Below are 18,630 nucleotides of genomic sequence, written 5' to 3' on the forward strand. Positions count from 1 at the left end.
GCGGTCAACGCACCCCACCTCGTCGCCCTCGTCCGCGCCGGCGCCGTCTTCGAAGCCGGCCAGCTCGTCGAACGACCCACCACCACACCCGTCAACCAAGCCGCCTAACGATCACCATCCACAGGTCTTGACAATTCCTCGTTATGTCAGCCTGTCGGTAAGGTTTCGCAAGACGGCGCCCGTGTGGGTGAGGTGTTCACCAGCCCGCCCTCAGGGCTTGTAGGCGACTGCGCCGTAGATGCTCACCTGGGCGTCGGTCAGCTCCGACAGCGGGATGGCCTTCACTCGGGCGGCCGGGTCTGTCGCGGTCGCGCCGTCGCCGGCCGGGTCCGTCTCGGCCGGGGCGGCGAGCTCGGGCCGCCAGCGGTGGACGACCTGCAGTCCGGGCTCGACGAGATCCAGGCCGTCGAAGAACCGCTCGACCTCGGCTCGGGTGCGCAGGTGCATGGGGACGCCGCTGGCCAGGTAGGCCCGCTCGACCTCGCGCATCGCCGGGTCGAAGTCGGCGGTCAGGTGGGTCAGCGAGACGTAGCTGCCCGACGGGAGCAGGTCGACGAGGTGACGCATGATCCCGTACGGGTCGTCGCCGTCCGGGATGAAATGGAAGATCGCGATGAGTGACAGCGCGACCGGCCTGGTCAGGTCGAGGGTCTCGTGCAGCTCGGGGGCGGTGAGGATGCGGCGGGTGTCCCGCAGGTCCGCGTCGATGTAGGCGGTGCGTCCCTGCGGGGTGCTGGCCAGCAGGGCGCGGGCGTGGGCGAGCACGATCGGGTCGTTGTCGGTGTAGACGATCCGCGCGTCCGGGGCGACGCCCTGGGCGACCTCGTGCAGGTTCGGCGAGGTCGGGATGCCCGTGCCGATGTCGAGGAACTGGCGTACCCCGAGCTCGGCGGCCAGGTAGCGGGTCGTCCGGGTCATGAACAGGCGGTTCTGCCGGACCACGATCCGGGAGTTCGGAAACACGTCGAGGACCTGTTCCGCGGTCTTCCGGTCGGCGGGGAAGTTGTCCTTGCCGCCGAGGAAGTAGTCGTACATGCGGGCCGGATGCGGCACGTCGACCTTCAGGTCGAAGCCGGCGCCCTCCGGCGCGTTGTGCCCTTCGTCTTGGCGGATTGTCACGGAACCACCATAGTGGGTGACTGCGCGCCTGCGGTGCGGGATCGGGCGTATCCGGCACGTAGCTCGCCCCGTATGGGTGCCCCGGCGGCGACGTCATCGATCGACGAGCCGGGTGCGGCGGCCGCGCCGTCAGGCCCGGATCGCGTCCGCCGACACCGGTGACGGCGCGAGCAGTCCTCGGTGTCGCAGCAGGGGCAGGACGCCCTCGGCGAACCAGTACGCCTCCTCCAGATGCGGGTGGCCGGAGAGGATGACGTGCTCGATGCCGAGATCGTGGTACTCGGCGATGCGGTCCGCGACCTCGGCGTGGCTGCCGACGAGCGCGGTACCGGCGCCGCCGCGGACGAGGCCGAAACCCGCCCAGAGGTTCGGGGAGATCTCCAGCGCGTCTAGGCTGCCGCGGTGCAGGGCCGCCATCCGTTGCTGCCCGACCGACTCGGTTCTGGCGAAACGTCGCTGCGCCGCGGCGATCGCCGCCGGATCGAGCTGGGCGAGCAGCTCGTCGGCGACCGCCCAGGCGGCGCCGGCGGTGTCCCGGGTGATGACGTGCAGCCGGATGCCGAACTGCAGCTCGCGATCCTGATCCTTGGCCAGTGCCCGCATCCGGTCGAGCCGTTCGGCGACGGCGGCCGGCGGCTCGCCCCACAGCAGGTAGACGTCGGCCTGCCGGGCGGCGACGAGTTCGGCTGCGGGGGAGGCGCCGCCGAAGAAGATCGGTGGCGTCGGATCGGGACGCTCGCGGACGGTGGCACCCCGCACCGCGTAGTGCTCGCCGTCGTAGTTGACCGGCCGGCCCGTCCACACCCCCCGGACGACCTGCAGGAACTCCTCGGTGCGCCGGTAGCGGGCGTCGTGGTTCAGCCAGTCGCCGAAGCGCTGCTGCTCGTCGGCGTCGCCGCCGGTGACCACGTTGAGCAGGAGCCGTCCGCCGGAGATGCGCTGATAGGTCGCCGCCATCTGCGCGGCGAGGGTGGGGCTGAGGAAACCGGGCCGGAACGCCACCAGGAAACGCAGCCGCGTGGTCTCGCGCAGCAGGGCCGCGGTGGTGAGCCAGGCATCCTCACACCAGGTGCCGGTCGGGGTGAGCACGGCCTCGTAGCCGAGATGCTCGGCCGCGGCGGCGATCTGGGCGAGGTAGCCGATGCTCGGCGGCCGCTGGGCGGCGGGCTGCAGGTGGGGGGTTTCCTTGGCGCTCACCGCGGCGGCGTCGAGGTTGCGGCTGTCCCCCGAGGTGGGCAGGAACCAGTGGGCGTGCACGCTCACGCGAGTCTCCCGGATGGCCGGAGGGCGAGGGGCGGGCGAGGGACGGATCGGAGGCCTGAGCCTCGAATCGACGGTGCGTCCGGACCGGTGGACGCGTGGTCCGGGATTCTGCCGGCGAATCAGCCGCCCGAGGGGCCGGCCGCGGCACCGATCAGCGGGACACCGGGCAGTGCGGGGCGCAACACAGCGCACTCGCCACCCGGGCGAAATCCACGTGCAGGCGGCAGACCAGGGTGGGATCTCCGCGCATGGCCCAACGGTAAGCCCCTGCCGGGGTCCAGTCCATTGCCGCGCACGGTGAAACGCCGCACCCGGTGAGTCGCCGCCCCCGGTGAGTCGCCGCTTCCGTGGGCACGAAAGCGATCCGGACAGCCAGACCGGCTCAGGGGCGGCGGCGCTCAGGGACGCAGCAGCACCTTGATCGCCCGGCGTTCGTCCATCGCCCGATAGCCCTCGGCGACCTCGTCCAACGGCAGTTCCAGATCGAAGATCCGCCCCGGCCGCACCCGGCCGGCGAGCACGTCGTCGAGCAGCTCGGGCAGGTAGGCACGCACCGGCGCGACCCCGCCCGCCAGCCGCACGTTCTTCATGAACAACAGGCCCAGCGGCAGGTTGCCCAGCGGGGCGCCGACACAGCCCAGCCGTCCACCGGGGTGGGCGACCGCGGCGGCCTGCTCCAGCGACTCCTGTGAACCGACGCACTCCAGAACGGCGTCGGCTCCATCGCCGAGCAGCTCGGCCACCTGCGCGATGCCCTCCGCTCCACGACCGGCGACGATGTCGGTGGCACCGAACTCGGCCGCCAGCTTCTGCCGGCTCGGCGTCCGCGACATCGCGACGACGCGCTCCGCTCCGAGGCGGCGGGCGGCGAGCACCGCGCACAGGCCCACGGCGCCGTCGCCGACGACCACGACGGTGGAGCCCGGACCCACCCCCGCGCTGACCGCGGCGTGATGACCGGTGCCCATCACATCGGACAGCGCCAGGACGTCGGGCAGCAACGCGTCGGGCAGCTCGGTGCCGACCCGCACCAGGGTCCCGTCGGCCAAGGGTGCCCGGATCCAGTCGCCCTGGCAGGCGTCGGAGCGGGCACCGGACCGGTCGTCGGTTCCCCAGACCGAGCCGTTCTCGCACGAGGTCTGCAGGCCGGCGCGGCAGTACCGGCAGGTGCCGCAGCTGATCAGGAAGGGGGCGACGACCACGTCGCCGGGCCGCACGGTCGTGACCTCGTCGCCGATGTCCTCGACGACGCCGACGAACTCGTGCCCGACCCGCTTGGGGAACGCGGTCGGCACCTTCCCCCGGTAGGGATGCAGGTCGGAGCCGCAGATGCAGCTCGCGGTCACGCGCACCACCGCGTCGGTGGGGCGCTGGACGACCGGGTCGGGAGACTCCCGTAGCGCGATCTTCCCGACGTCCTCCAGCAGGGTCGCTCGCACAGTCCCATGCCTCCCTGACGCATCGTCCCGGCGGTTGCCCACCGCGGTGCGATCCGACCGTGGCCCGGCCGGAACCGTACCTGTCACCAGACGCTATCCGATCCGGGATGATCGGGGCGCCGGGGTGGTCGCCCCGGCCGGTCGCTATCGTCCGTCCCATGCCCGATGTCGGTGCCGAGTCCGCGGCGGGGGCGGGGCCCGTCGAGGAGGCCCTGGCGGCCGCGCAGGCCCTGCTGCGCCGCAATCCCTACGGCTTCCTGACCACTGTGGGCGCCGCGGCTCGCCGCGACGCGTCCGGCCGGGTCACCCACGACCAGGCCGCCCGCGACCAGGCCACTCCCCACGCCCGGCTCGTCCAGCATCTCGCCGTGACCGACGACCTCACCGTGTGGATCGGCACCAGCCCGCGCTCCCGCAAGGTCGCCGACATCGCCGCGAACCCCGAGAGCCGGGTGGCGTACGCGGTCGAGGACCGGGCGGCGTTGGCGTACCTGAGCGTCTCGGCGACCGTCAGCGTGGTCGACGACGAGCGCGAGCGCGCCGCGAAGTGGGAGGACGGTCTGGCCGCCTTCTTCCCCGCCGGCCCGCTCGGGGACGACTTCGTGCTGCTGAGGCTCGACCCCCTGCGGCTGGAGCTGATGGACTTCACCCGCCGCCTGCACCCGGATCCGTTCGGCCTCGTTCCCGTCGTCGTCGAGCGCCGTGCCGGAATCTGGACGCCGACGCCGCCCGACCGCGCCCCCTGACTCCGACCGGGGCGCTGTCGACAATGCGGCTACCCGGCTCGGAACGCCTCGACGCAGGTCACGCCTGCCGGGCCGGCTGACGCCTCGTGGCGCGTCCCGGCCGGCAGGTCGAGGCGGTCGCCCGGAGCCATCGGCCACCGCTCGTCGCCGCCGAAGAACGTGATCTCCCCGGCCACGCACACGAGGATCTTGTGTTCCGGGTGGGCATGCGCGGCGAACCAGGCGTCGGGGCCGGCGGACCAGCGCTGCGGGTCGAGGCCCTGACCGCGCAGCACCGTCTCCGCCTCCGCGGGCACCACCACACCGTTCGACACGATCACGGGAGCCGGCCGCACCATGCCTGAACGGTAGTACCGCAGGGGCGCGTCCTGCCACGCGGCGACCTCGTCGGACGGGTGCCGGCCGTCCCGTCCGTCACCGGGTCGAATCGGGCCCGTCGCTGGTCCGTTCCAGGGCGGCCAGGTAGTCCGAGGTGGCGAATCGGAACGGCCCGAGAGCAGGAAGATCCCAGGACCGATGGCCGTTGCGGAAATGCTGCCAACCGACCGTCTCGGGGGTCAGCACAATGTCGGCGGTCAGCGGCCAGCAACCCGGGTCTCCGCAGCGACAGCCCATCCACGGCTCGACGGCGGTGTCCGTGCCAGTCGGGAACGCCGCGGGTTTGATGTGGAACTCGACTGTGTCCACCGGACAAAGATATCCGGCGCGTCGGATTGACGTGAACCGGACTTCATCGTGAAGGCTGAACACGACGAGGACTGGCTCGGCTGGCGGTCATCGCGGATCCGGCGGCGCGTCAGGTGGCGATGGTCGCCGAGCGTGATGCCGGATGCGGGATCGGGGCGGACCGACAGGATGGATCAGTCCGTGCATCGCGAGGAGGCTGAAGGCGAATGACGATTCTGGTGACGGGTGGGCGCGGGTCGGTCGCCCGTGCGCTGATCGACGAACTGCTGGCCGTGGACGCACCGGTGCGGGTGGTGAGCCGGGATCCGGCCCGGGCGGACGTGCCGGCGGGGGTGCAGGTCGCAGCGGCCGACCTGGCCCGGCCGGAGTCGATCCCGGCGGTGCTCGACGGCGTCACCGCCGTGTTCCTCTACGCGGAACCGGCGGGCATCGACGGTTTTCTCGACGCCGCCGCAGCGGCGAAGGTCGAACGGATCGTGCTGCTGTCCTCGCTGTCGGCCGAGGATCCCGACACCTCGACCCCGATCGCCCGCCGTCACGTGGTCGTGGAGGAGGCGATCGCGGCGTCCGGGCTGGCGTGGACCTTCGTCCGGCCCGGAGCGTTCGCCACGAACGCGCTGGGCTGGGCGCCATCGATCCGGGCCGAGGGCGTGGTGCGCGGTGCCTACCCCGAGTCCCACTCCGCGCCGATCCACGAGCGGGACATGGCCGCGGTGGCCGCCCGCGCGCTGCTCGAACCCGGCCACGAGGGGAAGCGCTACGCCCTCACCGGCCCGGAGTCGTTGACGGCGCGCGAGCAGGTCGAGCTGATCGGTGCGGCGATCGGCCGCCCCCTGCGCTTCGAGGCCCTTTCGCTCGACCAGGCACGGGCTCAGCTACAGGCGCAGCTGGGCCCCTCCGCCTGGCCCGGGATCGCCGACACGCTGCTGCGGTACCAGGCGGACAGCGACGGCAGGCCGGTCGCGGTGTCGGACACCGTCGGTGCGGTGACGGGCCGGCCGGCGCGTACCTTCGCCACCTGGGCCGCGGACCACGCGCCGGCCTTTCGTTCCGGGCAATAACCATGCCGCACAGCCGGATTGCGCGGGCTCAGGCGGGAAACGACCTGTGCTGTGTTCGACCAACTTGTGGACGCGATGTCCGGTGCCTGGTGGACCTATCTGCTGGTCTGGGGGATCTGCCTGCTCGACGCGGTCCTGCCGGTCGTCCCCAGTGAGACGATGGTCATCACCGGCGGGGTGCTCGCGAGTTCCGGCGACCTCAACCTCATACTGATCATGATTGTCGGGGCCGTCGGGGCGTTCGCGGGCGACAACCTTGCCTACGGCCTGGGGCGCCTGTTCGGTGAGCGCGTCGCCCGCCTGGTCGTCCGGGGACCACGCGGGGAACGGACGCTCGACTGGGCCCGGCGAACCCTAGATCGCCGCGGCGTCACCCTGATCATCGCTGCCAGGTTCGTGCCGGGCGGCCGGACCGCCACCACCCTGGTGGCGGGCACCACGCACTTCGACTATCGGCGGTTCGTGCCGGCGGCCGCCGCCGGCGCCGTCGGTTGGAGCGGCTACAACGCGTTGCTCGGTTTCGTGGGCGGGTCCACCTTCACCGACGCGCCGTGGAAGGGCTTCCTGCTCGCGTTCGGGCTGGCGGGGACGGTCACCGTGGCGATTGAGGGCGGCCGGTGGGTGTGGTCGCGGCGGCATCCCCAGCCGACCCAGCATCCCCAGCCGACCCGGCATGCCCAGGAGGACCGGGCGGCGGGCGACGGCGGGCTGGGCGACGGCGGGCTGGGCGACGGCGGGATGGACGAGCGCGGGGCGGACGAGCGCGGGCGGACGACCGCGGCGCGGTAGGTCAGCCGGCAAGCACGGCGGAGATGCGCGCCCCGGTGGGTCCGTCCAGATCCGACACCGGGATCCACCGGTGGTCGGTGACCTCGTCGAGGCGCAGGTCCACCGTGCCCGGACCCGTGGACCGCAGAATCTGGAAAATGAACCGGAAATCGTAGTGAGTGTGTTCCGGCTCGCCCTTCTCCGGATTCTCGGGAATCGCGTGGACGTCAATGTCGACCGGGAGATCCCGCAGGGGCCGGACGGCCGAGGGGAGAACGCCGGTCTCCTCGGCGAGCTCCCGCAGGGCGGTGGCCGCGAGGGTGGCGTCGGCGTCGTCGACGTGCCCGCCGGGGAAAAGCCAGCGATCGAGGCTACGGTGGCGGACCTGCAGGACGCGAAAGGTCGTGTCCACGGCGACCGCCCCGCAGGTCACGTGGCCTGGCAGGGTGGTGCGGGCGGTGACCGGCGCCGCGGTGGTCGCCAGGTCGAGCAGCGGGATCAGCCCCTCGGCCTCCGCCGGGTACGCGACCAGATAGTCCCGAACCACGGAGATCACCCGATCATTCAATCTGTAATCCTCATTCATCATCAGTACTCATCATCGGTACTCGTCGTCGGCGCGTGGGCGGGGCGGCCGGTCGGGCGGCCCGCGAATCCCACGGCCTCATGATGGCACGGGCTGCGCCATTCCCCGGCGCGGCCGCCGGGCACGCCGCGTTGACGGCCGGGCAACGGGTCGGCGATCGGTCCCGGACATCGCACCGGGTGAGGCGCTCGGGGTGAGGCGCTTGAGAACGAGCGCGTGGGGAGAGATGCCGGGCAGAGGCGTGGTCTCCGTCGTCGCGGGTCGAGGCCCTCAGCGGCCGGCGGGGCCGCCGGCCGCTGAGGGCCGGGCCCGGACGTGCATCCGCTCGCCCTGCGGACCGAACAGGCTGAGCAGCTCGAGCGGAGCGGGGTCCGGATTGCCGAACCAGTGCGGCGTGCGGGTGTCGAACTCCGCCGCCTCGCCCGGCCCGAGGACCAGGTCGTGTTCGCCGAGCACCAGCCGCAGCCGCCCGGACAGCACGTACAGCCACTCGTAACCCTCGTGCACCCGTTGGTCGGGCGGGCACGTCGGGGTGCACGGCGGATAGATCATCTTGTAGGCCCGGGGGCCGCCCGGGCGGCGCGTCATCGGCAGGAAGACGACGCCGTCGCGGACCGTCGGCCGCGGGTGGATCCGGGGATCTCCGGTCGCCGGGGCGTCGACCAGCTCGTCGAGGGTCACCTGGTGCGCCCGGGCGAGCGGGAGCAGCAGCTCCAGGGTCGCCCGCCGCCCGCCGGACTCCAGCCGCGACAGCGTGCTCACCGAGATCCCGGTTGCGGCGGACAACTGGGCGAGGGTCGTCTGGCGCGCGCGGCGCAGGGCCCGCAGCCGCGGACCCACCCGGTCGAGGACCTCGCGCGCCGGCGGCTGCGGGTCGGTGGCGGTCATGCGGCCCATTTGCCGTGCCGGCAAGCCCTGTTGTCAAGTCCGATCGTTGCCGGCATATCCGATCTTGACGGGCCGGGCCGGGTCGTCGCCGGGCCGAGTCGTCGCCGGGCCGGGTCATCGCCGGGTCGGGTCATCGCCGGGTCGGGCCGGGGCGTGGGTCCGGCTCCGGGCCGCCGGCGGCGGCGGCGAGGGCGCGGGTGGCGAGCTCGGCGTAGAGCGCGGCGCCGTCGGGCAGGACGGTCTCGTCGAAGCGGGCGCGGGGGCTGTGGTTGAACGGCGCGGTGTGCGGGTCGGCGTCCGGGGGGGTCGCGCCGATGGCGACGAAGCTGCCGGGCACCTGCGCGAGTACGCGGGAGAAGTCTTCCGAGCAGGCCAGCGGGTGCGCGAGGTCGGTGTAGCGGCGTTCGCCGAACGTCTCCGCGATGGCGCGGGCGGCGAGTGCCGTCTCGGCCGGGTGGTTCACGGTCGCCGGTCGTTCGGGGACGAACTCGACGTCCGCGGTGAGGCCGTGGCCGTCGGCGATGCCTCGCAGCAGCCGGCGAGCGGCCTGCTCGACCAGTGTGGCGGTGTCGGGGGAGAAGGTGCGCACGGTCGCCTCGAAATACGCCTCGTCGGGGATCACGGTGCGCCGGGTGCCGGCCCGCAGGACGCCGACGGTCAGCACCACCGGGTCGAACACGTCGAACCGACGGGTCACCATCGTCTGCAGGGCGAGGACCATCTCGGCGGTGGCGAGGACGGGGTCGTGGGCGCGGTGCGGCATCGAGCCGTGCCCGCCCTCGCCGCGCACGGTGACGCGCAGCATCGCCGACGCCGAGGTGATCGCGCCCGTCCGGCCGCCGAACTGGCCGTGGGGCAGCGCCGCGGAGAACACGTGCAGCCCGTAGGCCGCCGAGACCCGTCGCCCGGAGGCGTCGAGCACTCCTTCATCGATCATCTGCTGGGCGCCCTCCCAGCCCTCCTCTCCGGGCTGGAACATGAACACGACGTCGCCGGGCAGCCGGTCACGGCGCGCGCTGAGCAGGTGTGCCGCGCCGACCAGCATGGCGGTGTGCAGGTCGTGGCCACAGGCGTGCATCACGCCCTCGACGGTGGAGGCGTGGTCGAACCCGGCGCTCTCCTGCACCGGCAGCGCGTCCATGTCCCCGCGTAGCAGTACCGACGGCGCGCGCCCCGGAACCGTCTGGTAGCCGGTGCCGCGTAGGACGGCGGTCACCGAGCTCGCGCCGCGGCCGGTGGTGACCTCCAGGGGGAGGCCGTCGAGGGCGGCGAGCACCTTGTCCTGCGTCCGCGGCAGATCCAGGCCGATCTCCGGCTCGCGGTGCAGGCGACGTCGCAGGTGCACGAGGTCGTCCGACAGGGAACGCGCGTCGTCGAGCACGGACATGGCTGGTCCTCTCGGTGGGCGGGGAGGGAAAGGACTCGGACGCCGGCGAGGTGCGGCGGTGCCCCTGACTCCAGCCTGTACGCCAGTGTGGTGACCCGCGCCGGACAATGATCCGGCCGGGCACCATCAGCGGACCTACGGTAGCCGGGAGATCAGGCGCCTGCGGAGGCAGACCGACATGCACATCGACAGTAGCGACCACCTCGTGCGCGCCATGCCTGCATATTGCAGGCGTGGCAGCACGAATGCAGTCGTGACCGCGATCACCATTCGTGACGTGCCAGATTCGACTCTCGCGGCGTTGAAGGTCAAGGCCGCCCAGAGCGGGCGGAGCCTGCAGGCCTACCTGCTCGACCTGGTCACCCGTGAGGCACGGACGCCGACCCTGGCGGACATGATGGCCCGCCTCGACCGCGAGACGCAGTCCGACGTCGATACCTCGGACATCCTCGCCGCGATCGACGAGGGCAGAAAGCGCCGTTGAGGGGCGGCGAGATGGCGGTCATCGACTGTTCGGCGTTGGTGCGAACGCTGACAGATCACGGCACGGGCGGCGTTGCCGGGCGCCGCCGGCTCACCGGTGTCGCGTCGCTTCTGGCACCCGGCCTGCTCGACTACGAGATGATTTCAGCACTGTTCGGGATGCGCCGGGGAGGCAAGCTGACCGAGCGGGAGACGGCGAAGGCAGTCGCCGACTATCGGCTTCTGCCGCTGGTGCGGCACGAAACCCTGGTTCTGTGGCGGCGCGTCCGTGAGCTGCATCACAACCTCAGCGCCCACGACGCGCAGTACGTCGCGCTCGCCGAGACACTGGGGCTTCCTCCGATCGCCAGCGACGCCCGAATCGCGCGCGGCGGTGTGGCCACCTGCACGATCGAGGTGTACGCCTGACGTCGTCAGTGGGGCGCAGCCAGCTCGCCGGTTCGCGGCGGAAAGACGAGCCGGTGGCCAGGACGCTGGCATGATGCGGCCTCGATCGGTCCGGTCATCGAGTCATCGCTGTGACGGCGTCTGGCCGTCAGCCTCCACTGCCTGGCGGGCCTGATCGGGCACGGTCTCGTCAGATGCGTGGGCATCAGGTGCGTTCCCGTCGGGTTCGTTCGCGTCGCGTTCGCTGGTAGCCGGTTCGTCGGAGTCGGAGTCGGAGGCGGTCTCGTCGGGTCCGTTCGGGACGCCGGCGGCGCGCAGCACCAGGGTGCCGAACAGGGCGACGGCGAGGTTGAGCGCGAACGCCGTCACCGCGATGTAGCCGGCGTGGCCGAGCCCCGGCACGGTCGCCAGCGACCCGCCGAAGTGGCGGGCGGCCGCGCTGTGCTGCGCGTACGCCTCCGCGGTGCCGTAGCACATGCCCACCAGCCAGCCGGCGAGCAGCGCTCGCCGGTGCAGTCGAGGCCGCCACAGGGCGAGGACGACCGCCGGGAACGTCTGCAGGATCCAGACCCCGCCGAGCAACTGCAGATTGATCGAGTTCTGGGTGTCCAGATCGAGGACGAACAGCAGCGCCCCGGCCTTCACCAGCAGCGACGCGACCTTCGACACGGCGGTCTGCTCGGCCGCCGTCGCGCCCGGCCGCAGGTGCCCGACGTAGATGGTGCGGGTGAACAGGTTCGCCGCCGCAATCGACATGATCGCGGCGGGAACCAGTGCGCCGATCGCGACCGCGGCGAACGCGACGCCGGTGAACCACGCCGGGAACTCCCGCTCGAACAGCAGCGGCACCGCCAGCCGCGGGTTCGTGGTGTGCACCCCGGCGGCGATCGCCACGTAGCCGAGCAGCGCGAGGAAGGCCAGCAGCAGCGAGTACAGCGGCAGGACGGCGGTGTTGCGGCGGATGACCTCCCGGCCGCGGGTCGCCAGCACGCCGGTGATCGCGTGCGGATACAGGAACAGCGCCATCGCCGAGCCGAGCGCGAGGGTGCCGTAGGCGAGGAAGTCCTTCGGCCCGGGGATGAACACGGCCGTCGCCGGGCGACCCGACCCGGCCGCGACGGCGTTCGCCGCGTCGAACTTCCGCTCGGCCGCGTCGAAGATCGCGCTGAAGCCGCCGAGCCGGTGCGGGAGGACGACGACGGCGACCAGTACGACGGCGTAGATGAGCAGGTCCTTGGCGAACGCGATGAGGGCCGGCGCCCGCAGCCCGGCGGTGTAGGTGCAGACGGCGAGGATGCCGAACGCCACGATGATCGGCAGGTCTCGGACGATCGGGTTGCCGCTGTTCGTCCCGACGCCCATCACCTCCAGCACCGCCTGCATGCCGACGAGCTGCAGGGCGATGTAGGGCATGGTCGCGACGATGCCGGTGACGGCGACCGCGAGGGCCAGCGCACGCGAGCCGTACCGGCCGCGGACGAGGTCGGCCGGGGTGACGTAGCCGTGCCGGTGCGACACCGTCCACAGCCGCGGCATCAGGACGAAGACCATCGGCCAGACGATGGTGGTGTAGGCGACGGCGAACCAGCCGGACACGGCGCCCGCCGCGTACATCGCGCCGGGCACGGCGACGAACGTGTACGCGGTGAAGATGTCGCCGCCGATGAGGAACCAGGCGACGAACGAGCCGAATCCGCGCCCGCCGAGCCCCCACTCGTCGAGGCTGGCCAGCGGTCCGGGCTCGGTGCGCCGCCAGCGGACCGCGCCGAACCCGAGGATGGCCACCGCGGCGAACAGGACGGTGAACACCGCGAACTCCACCCCGTGGAAGGGGGTGTGAAGCGGCTGCGCGGCGAGCGGAGCACCGCCGGTCGGCGCCAGCCTGGCGCCGCCCCGCGTCACCGGTCCTCCCGGCCGCCGGCGGCGTCCCGTCGAGCCTGATTGGCCTGATTGGCCTGGGCGCCCGCCGCGGCGGGGGGCCGAGTGGCTCGGCCCAGCAGCCACGTGCAGCCGGCCATCCCGGTGGCGCCGAGCAGGAGCCACAGCAGCGTGTACCAGTAGAAGAACGGGAATCCCCACAGCCGCGGCCCGCGCCGCGCGTAGGTGCCGACCAGCAGCAGGGCGACGACCTGCACCGCGAGCACGGCCGCGGCGACGGTCCGTGCGACGAGCCCGCCGGCCCGGTTTGTCCCGCCCACTCCGATTGCCCCGCCCGGCGCCGGCTCGCGGTCCGCCCGGGCGGGCGGCTGCCCCGAACGACGGGCGGCCTGGGGTCGGCGGGCGGCCCGGGATCGGCGGGGGCGTCCGCCGGGATCGGCTGCGCCACGGGCATGCGTCATCCGGCGTCACTCCTGAAGAGAGATTGCGCAGGGGAGTTAGATGACGACTTTAAGTGAGATTCTTGCGGGGTGGAGGGGAGGCGGCCGTAGGGAGTGTGGCCTTCGTGGGGTACTGCACAGGGCGAACGGGGGAGAGTTCCCGTCCCGATCGGATCCCGATCAGTTCGACGCTGTGCTGGCGACGGCCGCGGTGGTCGCGGCGGCGGCCGCCGCCTGTTGCGCCTCCTGGATGACCTTCCGGACGATCGGCGCGACCGGCGTCTGCTCGGTCGCCGCGGCGATGCGGGCCTTGGCGTGGCGGCGGTCGGCGCGCTGCGGAGCGACCACCTCCAGCAGGCGGGACGGCCCGGACAGAGCGAGCACGGTGCCCGTGCGCGGGTCCAGCGGCCCGTCGCCGACCGCGGCCGCCTGCACCCGCTTCACGACCTCGTCGCGCACCTCGCCGCGCAGCACGGGGTGGTGAGTGATCCGCACCACCAGGACCCGGTCACGCCGGCGCCCGAGCACCCCGGTGTCGACGAGCCCGTCGACGACCCGGGACCAGACTCCGCCGACCGCCCCGTCCAGGCGACGGAACTGGTCGGCCGCCCGCCGCCCGCGGACCGTGCCGAGCGCCGCGTGGACGTCGGCGAGCAGCGGGTGCGCGGGACGGGCACCGATCGGCGCGAGCCGCCGACCGTCCTCCGTGACCAGCCCCGCGAGCCCCAGCTCGGCGACGAGCGCGCCGCACAGCGCCACGCCCAGCGGCTGGCGGGAGGAGTTCACCGGAGTCCCGCGGTCCGGGTCGAGCGCGAGTAGCAGCAGGTCCTCGGCGAGCAGCACGGCCGTCGTCCCCCTCCAGGATCAAGCCTCTCCGGGATCGAACCCCAGATCGAACGAGGTGGGATCGAGGTCCCACTCCGCAGGCGAGGATCATGCCCTCGCTGTCGTGAGCGCAATCATCCGTCGCCCGGCCGACAACCGAACCGTTCCGGCTGCACCCGAGTCGGGCGTTAGAGCCAGCCGGACTCCTCGGCGGCGCGCAGGGCCTCCATCCGGTTGCGGGTGCCGGTCTTCGCGATCACGGACGACAGGTAGTTGCGCACGGTGCCCTCGGAGAGGAACAGCCGCCTGGCGATGTCGGCGACGGTCGCGCCGTCGCGGGCCGCGACGAGGACGTCCCGCTCCCGGCCGGTGAGCGGGCTCGCCCCGCCGGCGAGGGTGGCGGCGGCGAGGGTCGGGTCGACGACCCGCTCCCCGCGGGCGACCCGTCGGATCGCGGCGGCGAGGGCCTCGGCGGGCGCGTCCTTGACGACGAAGCCGAGCGCGCCGGCCTCCATCGCCCGGCGCAGGTAGCCGGTGCGGCCGAAGGTGGTCACGATCAGGACCTGGGTCGCCGGCGCGGTGGCGCGCACCGCCGCCGCGGCGGCCAGGCCGTCGATGCCGGGCATCTCGACGTCCATCAGCACGACGTCCGGGCGCAGCGCGCCGACCTCGGCGACCACCTCGTCGCCGCGGCCGACCTGGCCGACGACCTCGATGTCGTCCTCCAGGGAGAGCAGCGCGGCGAGCGCGCCGCGGACGAGATGCTGGTCGTCGGCCAGCAGCACCCTGATCATCGGCGTGCCGTCGCCGTCGGGTCCGTAGGGCCGCCGATCGCCTGCGTGACCTGGAGGTTCGGGGGAGCCGCGGGGGCCGGTGGCGCGACGACGACCCGCAGCCGGAAGCCGGGCGTGGGGCCGATCGCCCCGGACGCGAGGTCGGTCGCGGTCGCGGGCCCGGTTTCGAGCCGGCCCCTCGCCGCCGCGACCCGCTCGGAGAGCCCCGCGAGGCCCGCGCCCCCGCCAGGACCTGCGCCGACGCCAGGGCCCGCGCCGACGGCAGAAATCGCCGCGTCGCCATGGCCTGCGGCGTCGGCGGGGCCGATGCCGTCGTCGACCACCTCGATGCTGCGGTCGTCGACGGTGACGCGCAGGTGCTTCGCGCCGCTGTGGCGCACCGCGTTGGTCACGCCCTCGCGCACCACCCAACCGAACAGCTCCCGCAGGCCCCCGGGCACCTCGTCGACGGACGCGGGCAGCTCGGCCCGGATGCCCGCCGCAGCGAGCACCTGACGGGCCGCGGCGAGCTCGGTGACCAGGCTCACCTCCCGGTAGCCGGCGACGGTGGCCCGCACGTCGGCCAGGCCCTGCCGGCCGAGCGCGGCGACCTCGGCCATTTCGCCGGCTGCGCGCGCCGGGTCCCGGGCCGCGAGCTTTGAGGCGAGCTCCGCCTTCACCGTGATCGTGGTGAGTGCGTGGCCGAGCAGGTCGTGCAGGTCGCGGGCGATCCGCAGCCGCTCCTGTTCCTTGGCCAGCCGTTCGATCTCCCGATGGGCGCGGGACAGCTCGACCTGGTTCCGCGCGCCGGCCCGGACCCCGAACACGATCAGCGCGGCGAACAGCACCGGTCCGGACAGCGACCACAGCGCGCCGCGCGTCTGCCACCACGCGATGTGCTCGGGCAGCCAGGTGTCCACGGTCGCGATCACGAGGACCAGCGGAAGGGACACGACCGGGCGCAGCAGCAGGACCAGGGCGACGGCCAGGTAGGCCGTCATCACCAGACCACCGCCGCCGACGACCGGCAGATACACGATGATGCAGGCCGTCATGGCGGCCAGCACCGGCACCCGCAGTTCCCGCCGGCCGCGGAAGGCGACCAGCGGGACCACCCACAGGTAGAGCAGGCTGAACGCGGCGAGCACGGCGAAACCGATCACGATGATGCCGGCGCCGTCGTGCAGGGCGAACATGTCCGAGACGGCGTAGCCGAGATAGATCAGGAACACGCCGGCGACCCGGCGCCAGCGCCAGGGGTCCATGCCGATGCGGCCCCGCTGATCCGGCGGCCCCGGCTGTGGCAGCGCCGGCTGCAACAGCCAGCGGCGCAGCGCCCCAGCCGTGGCCGCCCGGCCCGCGGCCGAGCCGGACAACCCGGCCGTCGTCCTCACCCCCCGACCCGCCCGGTCCCGGTCCCCACGGCCCGCACGGCCCGCACGGTCCGCTCAGGCTGCTTGGCCTGTTCGGTCCGCTCAGGCTGCTCGGTCCGCCGGAGGATGACGAGTTGCTGGGTCGCCCGGGTCATCGCGACGTAGCGGTCGACCGCTCCTTCGATGCCGTCGCCGAACGCCTCCGGGTCGACGAGGATGACCAGGTCGAACTCGAGCCCCTTCGACAGCTCTGGGGTCAGTGACCGGACGCGGGGCGTCGCCGGGATCGCCGCACCGTCGTCGCCGACGCTGATGACGCAGGCGATCCCGTCGGCCTGCGCGGCGAGCCAGGTGTCGAGGATCGAGCCCAGCTCGGCGACGGATCCGTACACGACGGGGACGCCGCTGCTGCGGATGGAGGTCGGCACGTTGGCATCCGGGAGCGCGGCCCGGATGACCGGCTCGGCCTGCGCCATGACCTCCGCCGGCGTCCGGTAGTTGATGCTCAGGGGGGCCAGCGTGATCCGGTCGAGCCCGATCCGCTTGAGCCGCTCCTGCCACGACTCGGTGAACCCGTGCCTGGCCTGGGCCCGGTCCCCGACGATGGTGAAGCTCCGCGACGGGCAGCGCAGCAGCAGCATCTGCCACTGCGCGTCGGTCAGTTCCTGGGCCTCGTCCACGACGACGTGCGCGAACGGGCCGGCGAGCAGGTCCGGGTCGGCGCTGGCCAGTGCGGATTCGTCGACCAGGACGTCGTGGAAGTCCTCTCCCCGCAGCATCGTCACCAGGCCCATGCCGTACTCGTCGTCGGCCTCGCGCAGGTTGTCGACGACCCTGGCCTTCTGTTCACGTTCGGCGGCGACGGCGGCGTCCCGCTGACGCTTGTGCCGCGCCGCCGCCGGGTCGCCGAGCCGCTGCCGCGCCGCGTCCAGCAGCGGCAGGTCGGACACCGTCCAGGCGCGGGCGTCGCCGCGCTGTAGCTGCCGCACCTCGCCGCGGCTGAGCCAGGGAGCGCATCTGTGCAGGTAGGCGGGCACCGACCACAGGTCCGCGACGAGGTCGGCCGCGTCGAGCAGCGGCCACGCCCGGTTGAAGGCCGCCCGCAGCTGCCTGTTCTGCAGCAGCGACCTGCGGAGCTGGTCGGCCGGGACGTCGTTGCCGTGAGCGGCCTCGTGGGAGTCCAGCAGGATCGTGAGAAGCTCCGCCCAGACCTCCTGGCGCGCTTCGTTGTGTGCGGTACCGGGCGTCGGTACGTCGAACGCCTCAGCCCAGTCGTCGGCGCTCAGCTGGAGGTCGGACCAGTGGGTCGTGACCGTCATCGGCTTGGTGGGCGGCTCCTCGTAGAACCGGACGGCCGTCTCGATCGCCTTCACCAGGCTCGCGGACGACTTCAGCGCGGCCACGTCCGGGTCGGTCTCGATCTCCGCCGCGGCTCCCTCGGCGACGAGATCCCGCAGGGTGCAGGTCTGCACGCCCTCCTCGCCGAGGCCGGGCAGGACGTCGGCGACGTAGGCCAGGTAGGGCCGGTGCGGACCGACGAACAGCACGCCGCCCCGGCGGTGACCGAGCCGAGGATCGGAGTAGAGCAGGTAGGCGGAGCGGTGCAGCGCGACGACGGTCTTCCCCGTCCCCGGACCGCCGTCGACGACGAGAGCGCCGTCGGATCCCGCGCGGATGATGGCGTCCTGATCGGCCTGGATGGTGCCGAGCACGTCGCGCATCCGGGGCGAGCGGTGGCCGCCAAGGCTGGCGATGAAGGCGGACTGGTCGTCGAGCGCGGCGCGCCCGTCGAACCCGTCCGACGCGGGGCCCCGGGCCACTCGCGCAGCGATGGCCTGGGTGCTGAACACCTCGTCCCAGTAGTCGCTGATCAGACCGCGGGTCCAGCGATACCTGCGGCGGCTGGCCAGACCCATCGGGTTGGCGTGGGTCGCGCCGAAGAACGGCTCCGCCGCGGGGGAACGCCAGTCGAGCAGCAGCCGACGACCCGCGCTGTCCGTGAGGCCGAGTCGTCCGATATACAGGGGCTCGGGGTCGTCCACACGGACGATGTGGCCGAGGCACAGGTCCAACCCGAACCGCCGCAGGGTGCGCAGCCGAGCGCTCAGCCGGTGGATCTCCAGGTCCCGGTCCATCGCCGCCTGGCCGATGCCGCCGGGTGCCATCCGCTCGGCGTCGAGGCGGCCGGACAGGTCGGCGATCGACTGCTCAAGGCTTTCCGCGATGGCCGCGAAGTGCCGCTCGTCGCCGGCGATCAGCTTCGGGTCGGCCTTGGGACCGAGGTGGTCGGGAAGGTCGAACGCGCTGGTGGCCAGGGGGTTCACGGCATCAGGTCCGATCTGGGGCTCGTGACCCCGCGCGACCTCGTCGTCGACGACAACACCCGCATTCCGCGACTCTCCTCTTCCGCAGCTTCTGGCCGCAGCTTCTGGCCTCGGCCAGCGATTCTGCGGCACGACCCGGGTCTTGCCGCAAGCCCCCCAGTGTGCTATAGATTAAAAATGGAGGAGAGTGAGTACTGCCTCTC

The 18,630-nt window shown here is 72.8% G+C and carries 19 protein-coding genes; 5 read left to right on the plus strand and 14 right to left on the minus strand.

What is annotated here, in order from left to right; translation table 11 throughout:
• Window positions 1–210 precede the first annotated feature (210 nt).
• The 3 genes from FF36_RS10270 to FF36_RS10280 all read right to left on the minus strand — a co-directional run bounded on the left by FF36_RS10270 (window position 211) and on the right by FF36_RS10280 (window position 3,821).
• The gene (locus tag FF36_RS10270) at window positions 211–1,119 is read right to left on the minus strand and encodes an SAM-dependent methyltransferase (protein ID WP_044884794.1); all 909 of its coding nucleotides are present in this window, start codon (window positions 1,117–1,119) and stop codon (window positions 211–213) included.
• A 129-nt stretch (window positions 1,120–1,248) separates the two neighbouring features.
• Window positions 1,249–2,382, minus strand: a complete 1,134-nt coding sequence (locus FF36_RS10275; RefSeq protein ID WP_044884795.1) for an LLM class flavin-dependent oxidoreductase — start codon at window positions 2,380–2,382, stop codon at window positions 1,249–1,251.
• A gap of 398 nt (window positions 2,383–2,780) precedes the next feature.
• Window positions 2,781–3,821, minus strand: coding sequence for a zinc-dependent alcohol dehydrogenase family protein (locus FF36_RS10280; protein ID WP_044884796.1), 1,041 nt, complete (start codon window positions 3,819–3,821; stop codon window positions 2,781–2,783).
• Window positions 3,822–3,979: 158 nt separating this feature from the next.
• Here FF36_RS10280 and FF36_RS10285 point away from each other — a divergent pair, with 158 nt between their 5' ends.
• Window positions 3,980–4,567: a pyridoxamine 5'-phosphate oxidase family protein gene (locus FF36_RS10285; RefSeq protein WP_044884797.1), complete on the plus strand. Its 588-nt coding sequence runs from the start codon at window positions 3,980–3,982 to the stop codon at window positions 4,565–4,567.
• A 29-nt stretch (window positions 4,568–4,596) separates the two neighbouring features.
• Here FF36_RS10285 and FF36_RS10290 read toward each other — a convergent pair whose 3' ends face one another.
• Together FF36_RS10290 and FF36_RS10295 are read right to left on the minus strand one after the other, a co-directional pair.
• Window positions 4,597–4,887, minus strand: coding sequence for a cupin domain-containing protein (locus FF36_RS10290; RefSeq protein ID WP_242418657.1), 291 nt, complete (start codon window positions 4,885–4,887; stop codon window positions 4,597–4,599).
• 94 nt (window positions 4,888–4,981) lie between these two features.
• Window positions 4,982–5,254, minus strand: coding sequence for a hypothetical protein (locus FF36_RS10295; protein WP_052681036.1), 273 nt, complete (start codon window positions 5,252–5,254; stop codon window positions 4,982–4,984).
• A 206-nt stretch (window positions 5,255–5,460) separates the two neighbouring features.
• Between FF36_RS10295 and FF36_RS10300 the strand changes: the two genes are divergently transcribed.
• Window positions 5,461–6,315, plus strand: coding sequence for an NAD(P)H-binding protein (locus tag FF36_RS10300; protein ID WP_044884799.1), 855 nt, complete (start codon window positions 5,461–5,463; stop codon window positions 6,313–6,315).
• A gap of 51 nt (window positions 6,316–6,366) precedes the next feature.
• Window positions 6,367–7,104 (plus strand): DedA family protein, encoded by a 738-nt coding sequence (locus FF36_RS10305; RefSeq protein WP_236705376.1) that lies wholly within the window; start codon window positions 6,367–6,369, stop codon window positions 7,102–7,104.
• 1 nt (window position 7,105) lies between these two features.
• Here FF36_RS10305 and FF36_RS10310 read toward each other — a convergent pair whose 3' ends face one another.
• The 3 genes from FF36_RS10310 to FF36_RS10320 form a co-directional block, all read right to left on the minus strand.
• Window positions 7,106–7,672, minus strand: coding sequence for an NUDIX hydrolase (locus FF36_RS10310; protein WP_242422419.1), 567 nt, complete (start codon window positions 7,670–7,672; stop codon window positions 7,106–7,108).
• A 267-nt stretch (window positions 7,673–7,939) separates the two neighbouring features.
• Complete coding sequence (locus FF36_RS10315) at window positions 7,940–8,557, minus strand: helix-turn-helix domain-containing protein (RefSeq protein ID WP_044884886.1); 618 nt, start codon at window positions 8,555–8,557, stop codon at window positions 7,940–7,942.
• Window positions 8,558–8,687: 130 nt separating this feature from the next.
• Window positions 8,688–9,944: a M20 metallopeptidase family protein gene (locus tag FF36_RS10320; protein ID WP_044884800.1), complete on the minus strand. Its 1,257-nt coding sequence runs from the start codon at window positions 9,942–9,944 to the stop codon at window positions 8,688–8,690.
• 253 nt (window positions 9,945–10,197) lie between these two features.
• Here FF36_RS10320 and FF36_RS10325 point away from each other — a divergent pair, with 253 nt between their 5' ends.
• Window positions 10,198–10,428, plus strand: a complete 231-nt coding sequence (locus tag FF36_RS10325) for a FitA-like ribbon-helix-helix domain-containing protein (RefSeq protein ID WP_044884887.1) — start codon at window positions 10,198–10,200, stop codon at window positions 10,426–10,428.
• Between the two features lie 11 nt (window positions 10,429–10,439).
• Window positions 10,440–10,835: a type II toxin-antitoxin system VapC family toxin gene (locus FF36_RS10330; RefSeq protein ID WP_044884801.1), complete on the plus strand. Its 396-nt coding sequence runs from the start codon at window positions 10,440–10,442 to the stop codon at window positions 10,833–10,835.
• A gap of 102 nt (window positions 10,836–10,937) precedes the next feature.
• Here FF36_RS10330 and mctP read toward each other — a convergent pair whose 3' ends face one another.
• From mctP to helR, 6 genes are all read right to left on the minus strand, one after another.
• Entirely contained in the window at window positions 10,938–12,716 is a 1,779-nt protein-coding gene (gene mctP, locus FF36_RS10335) for a monocarboxylate uptake permease MctP (RefSeq protein WP_052681037.1), read from the minus strand.
• Window positions 12,713–13,153 (minus strand): DUF3311 domain-containing protein, encoded by a 441-nt coding sequence (locus FF36_RS10340; protein ID WP_082121809.1) that lies wholly within the window; start codon window positions 13,151–13,153, stop codon window positions 12,713–12,715. The genes mctP and FF36_RS10340 overlap by 4 nt, the downstream gene beginning before the upstream one ends.
• Before the next feature lie 159 nt (window positions 13,154–13,312).
• Window positions 13,313–13,975 carry a GOLPH3/VPS74 family protein gene (locus FF36_RS10345; RefSeq protein WP_044884803.1) on the minus strand — a complete coding sequence of 221 codons (663 nt, stop codon included), beginning with the start codon at window positions 13,973–13,975 and terminating at the stop codon, window positions 13,313–13,315.
• Between the two features lie 170 nt (window positions 13,976–14,145).
• Window positions 14,146–14,751: a response regulator transcription factor gene (locus tag FF36_RS10350; protein ID WP_044884804.1), complete on the minus strand. Its 606-nt coding sequence runs from the start codon at window positions 14,749–14,751 to the stop codon at window positions 14,146–14,148.
• Window positions 14,748–16,124 (minus strand): sensor histidine kinase, encoded by a 1,377-nt coding sequence (locus FF36_RS10355; protein WP_052681038.1) that lies wholly within the window; start codon window positions 16,122–16,124, stop codon window positions 14,748–14,750. The genes FF36_RS10350 and FF36_RS10355 overlap by 4 nt, the downstream gene beginning before the upstream one ends.
• Window positions 16,121–18,427, minus strand: a complete 2,307-nt coding sequence (gene helR / locus FF36_RS10360) for an RNA polymerase recycling motor ATPase HelR (protein ID WP_044884805.1) — start codon at window positions 18,425–18,427, stop codon at window positions 16,121–16,123. The genes FF36_RS10355 and helR overlap by 4 nt, the downstream gene beginning before the upstream one ends.
• Window positions 18,428–18,630 lie beyond the last annotated feature (203 nt).

Source organism: Frankia torreyi, assembly GCF_000948395.1.
Taxonomy (GTDB): domain Bacteria; phylum Actinomycetota; class Actinomycetes; order Frankiales; family Frankiaceae; genus Frankia; species Frankia torreyi.

What these genes read in the sequence shown, in the direction of transcription:
- FF36_RS10285 (WP_044884797.1), top strand. Translation starts at nt 3,980, where the DNA reads ATGCCCGATGTCGGTGCCGAGTCCGCGGCGGGGGCGGGGCCCGTCGAG.
- FF36_RS10300 (WP_044884799.1), top strand. Translation starts at nt 5,461, where the DNA reads ATGACGATTCTGGTGACGGGTGGGCGCGGGTCGGTCGCCCGTGCGCTG.
- FF36_RS10310 (WP_242422419.1), bottom strand. Translation starts at nt 7,672, where the DNA reads ATGATGAATGAGGATTACAGATTGAATGATCGGGTGATCTCCGTGGTT.
- FF36_RS10315 (WP_044884886.1), bottom strand. Translation starts at nt 8,557, where the DNA reads ATGACCGCCACCGACCCGCAGCCGCCGGCGCGCGAGGTCCTCGACCGG.
- FF36_RS10320 (WP_044884800.1), bottom strand. Translation starts at nt 9,944, where the DNA reads ATGTCCGTGCTCGACGACGCGCGTTCCCTGTCGGACGACCTCGTGCAC.
- FF36_RS10330 (WP_044884801.1), top strand. Translation starts at nt 10,440, where the DNA reads ATGGCGGTCATCGACTGTTCGGCGTTGGTGCGAACGCTGACAGATCAC.
- FF36_RS10340 (WP_082121809.1), bottom strand. Translation starts at nt 13,153, where the DNA reads ATGACGCATGCCCGTGGCGCAGCCGATCCCGGCGGACGCCCCCGCCGA.
- FF36_RS10350 (WP_044884804.1), bottom strand. Translation starts at nt 14,751, where the DNA reads ATGATCAGGGTGCTGCTGGCCGACGACCAGCATCTCGTCCGCGGCGCG.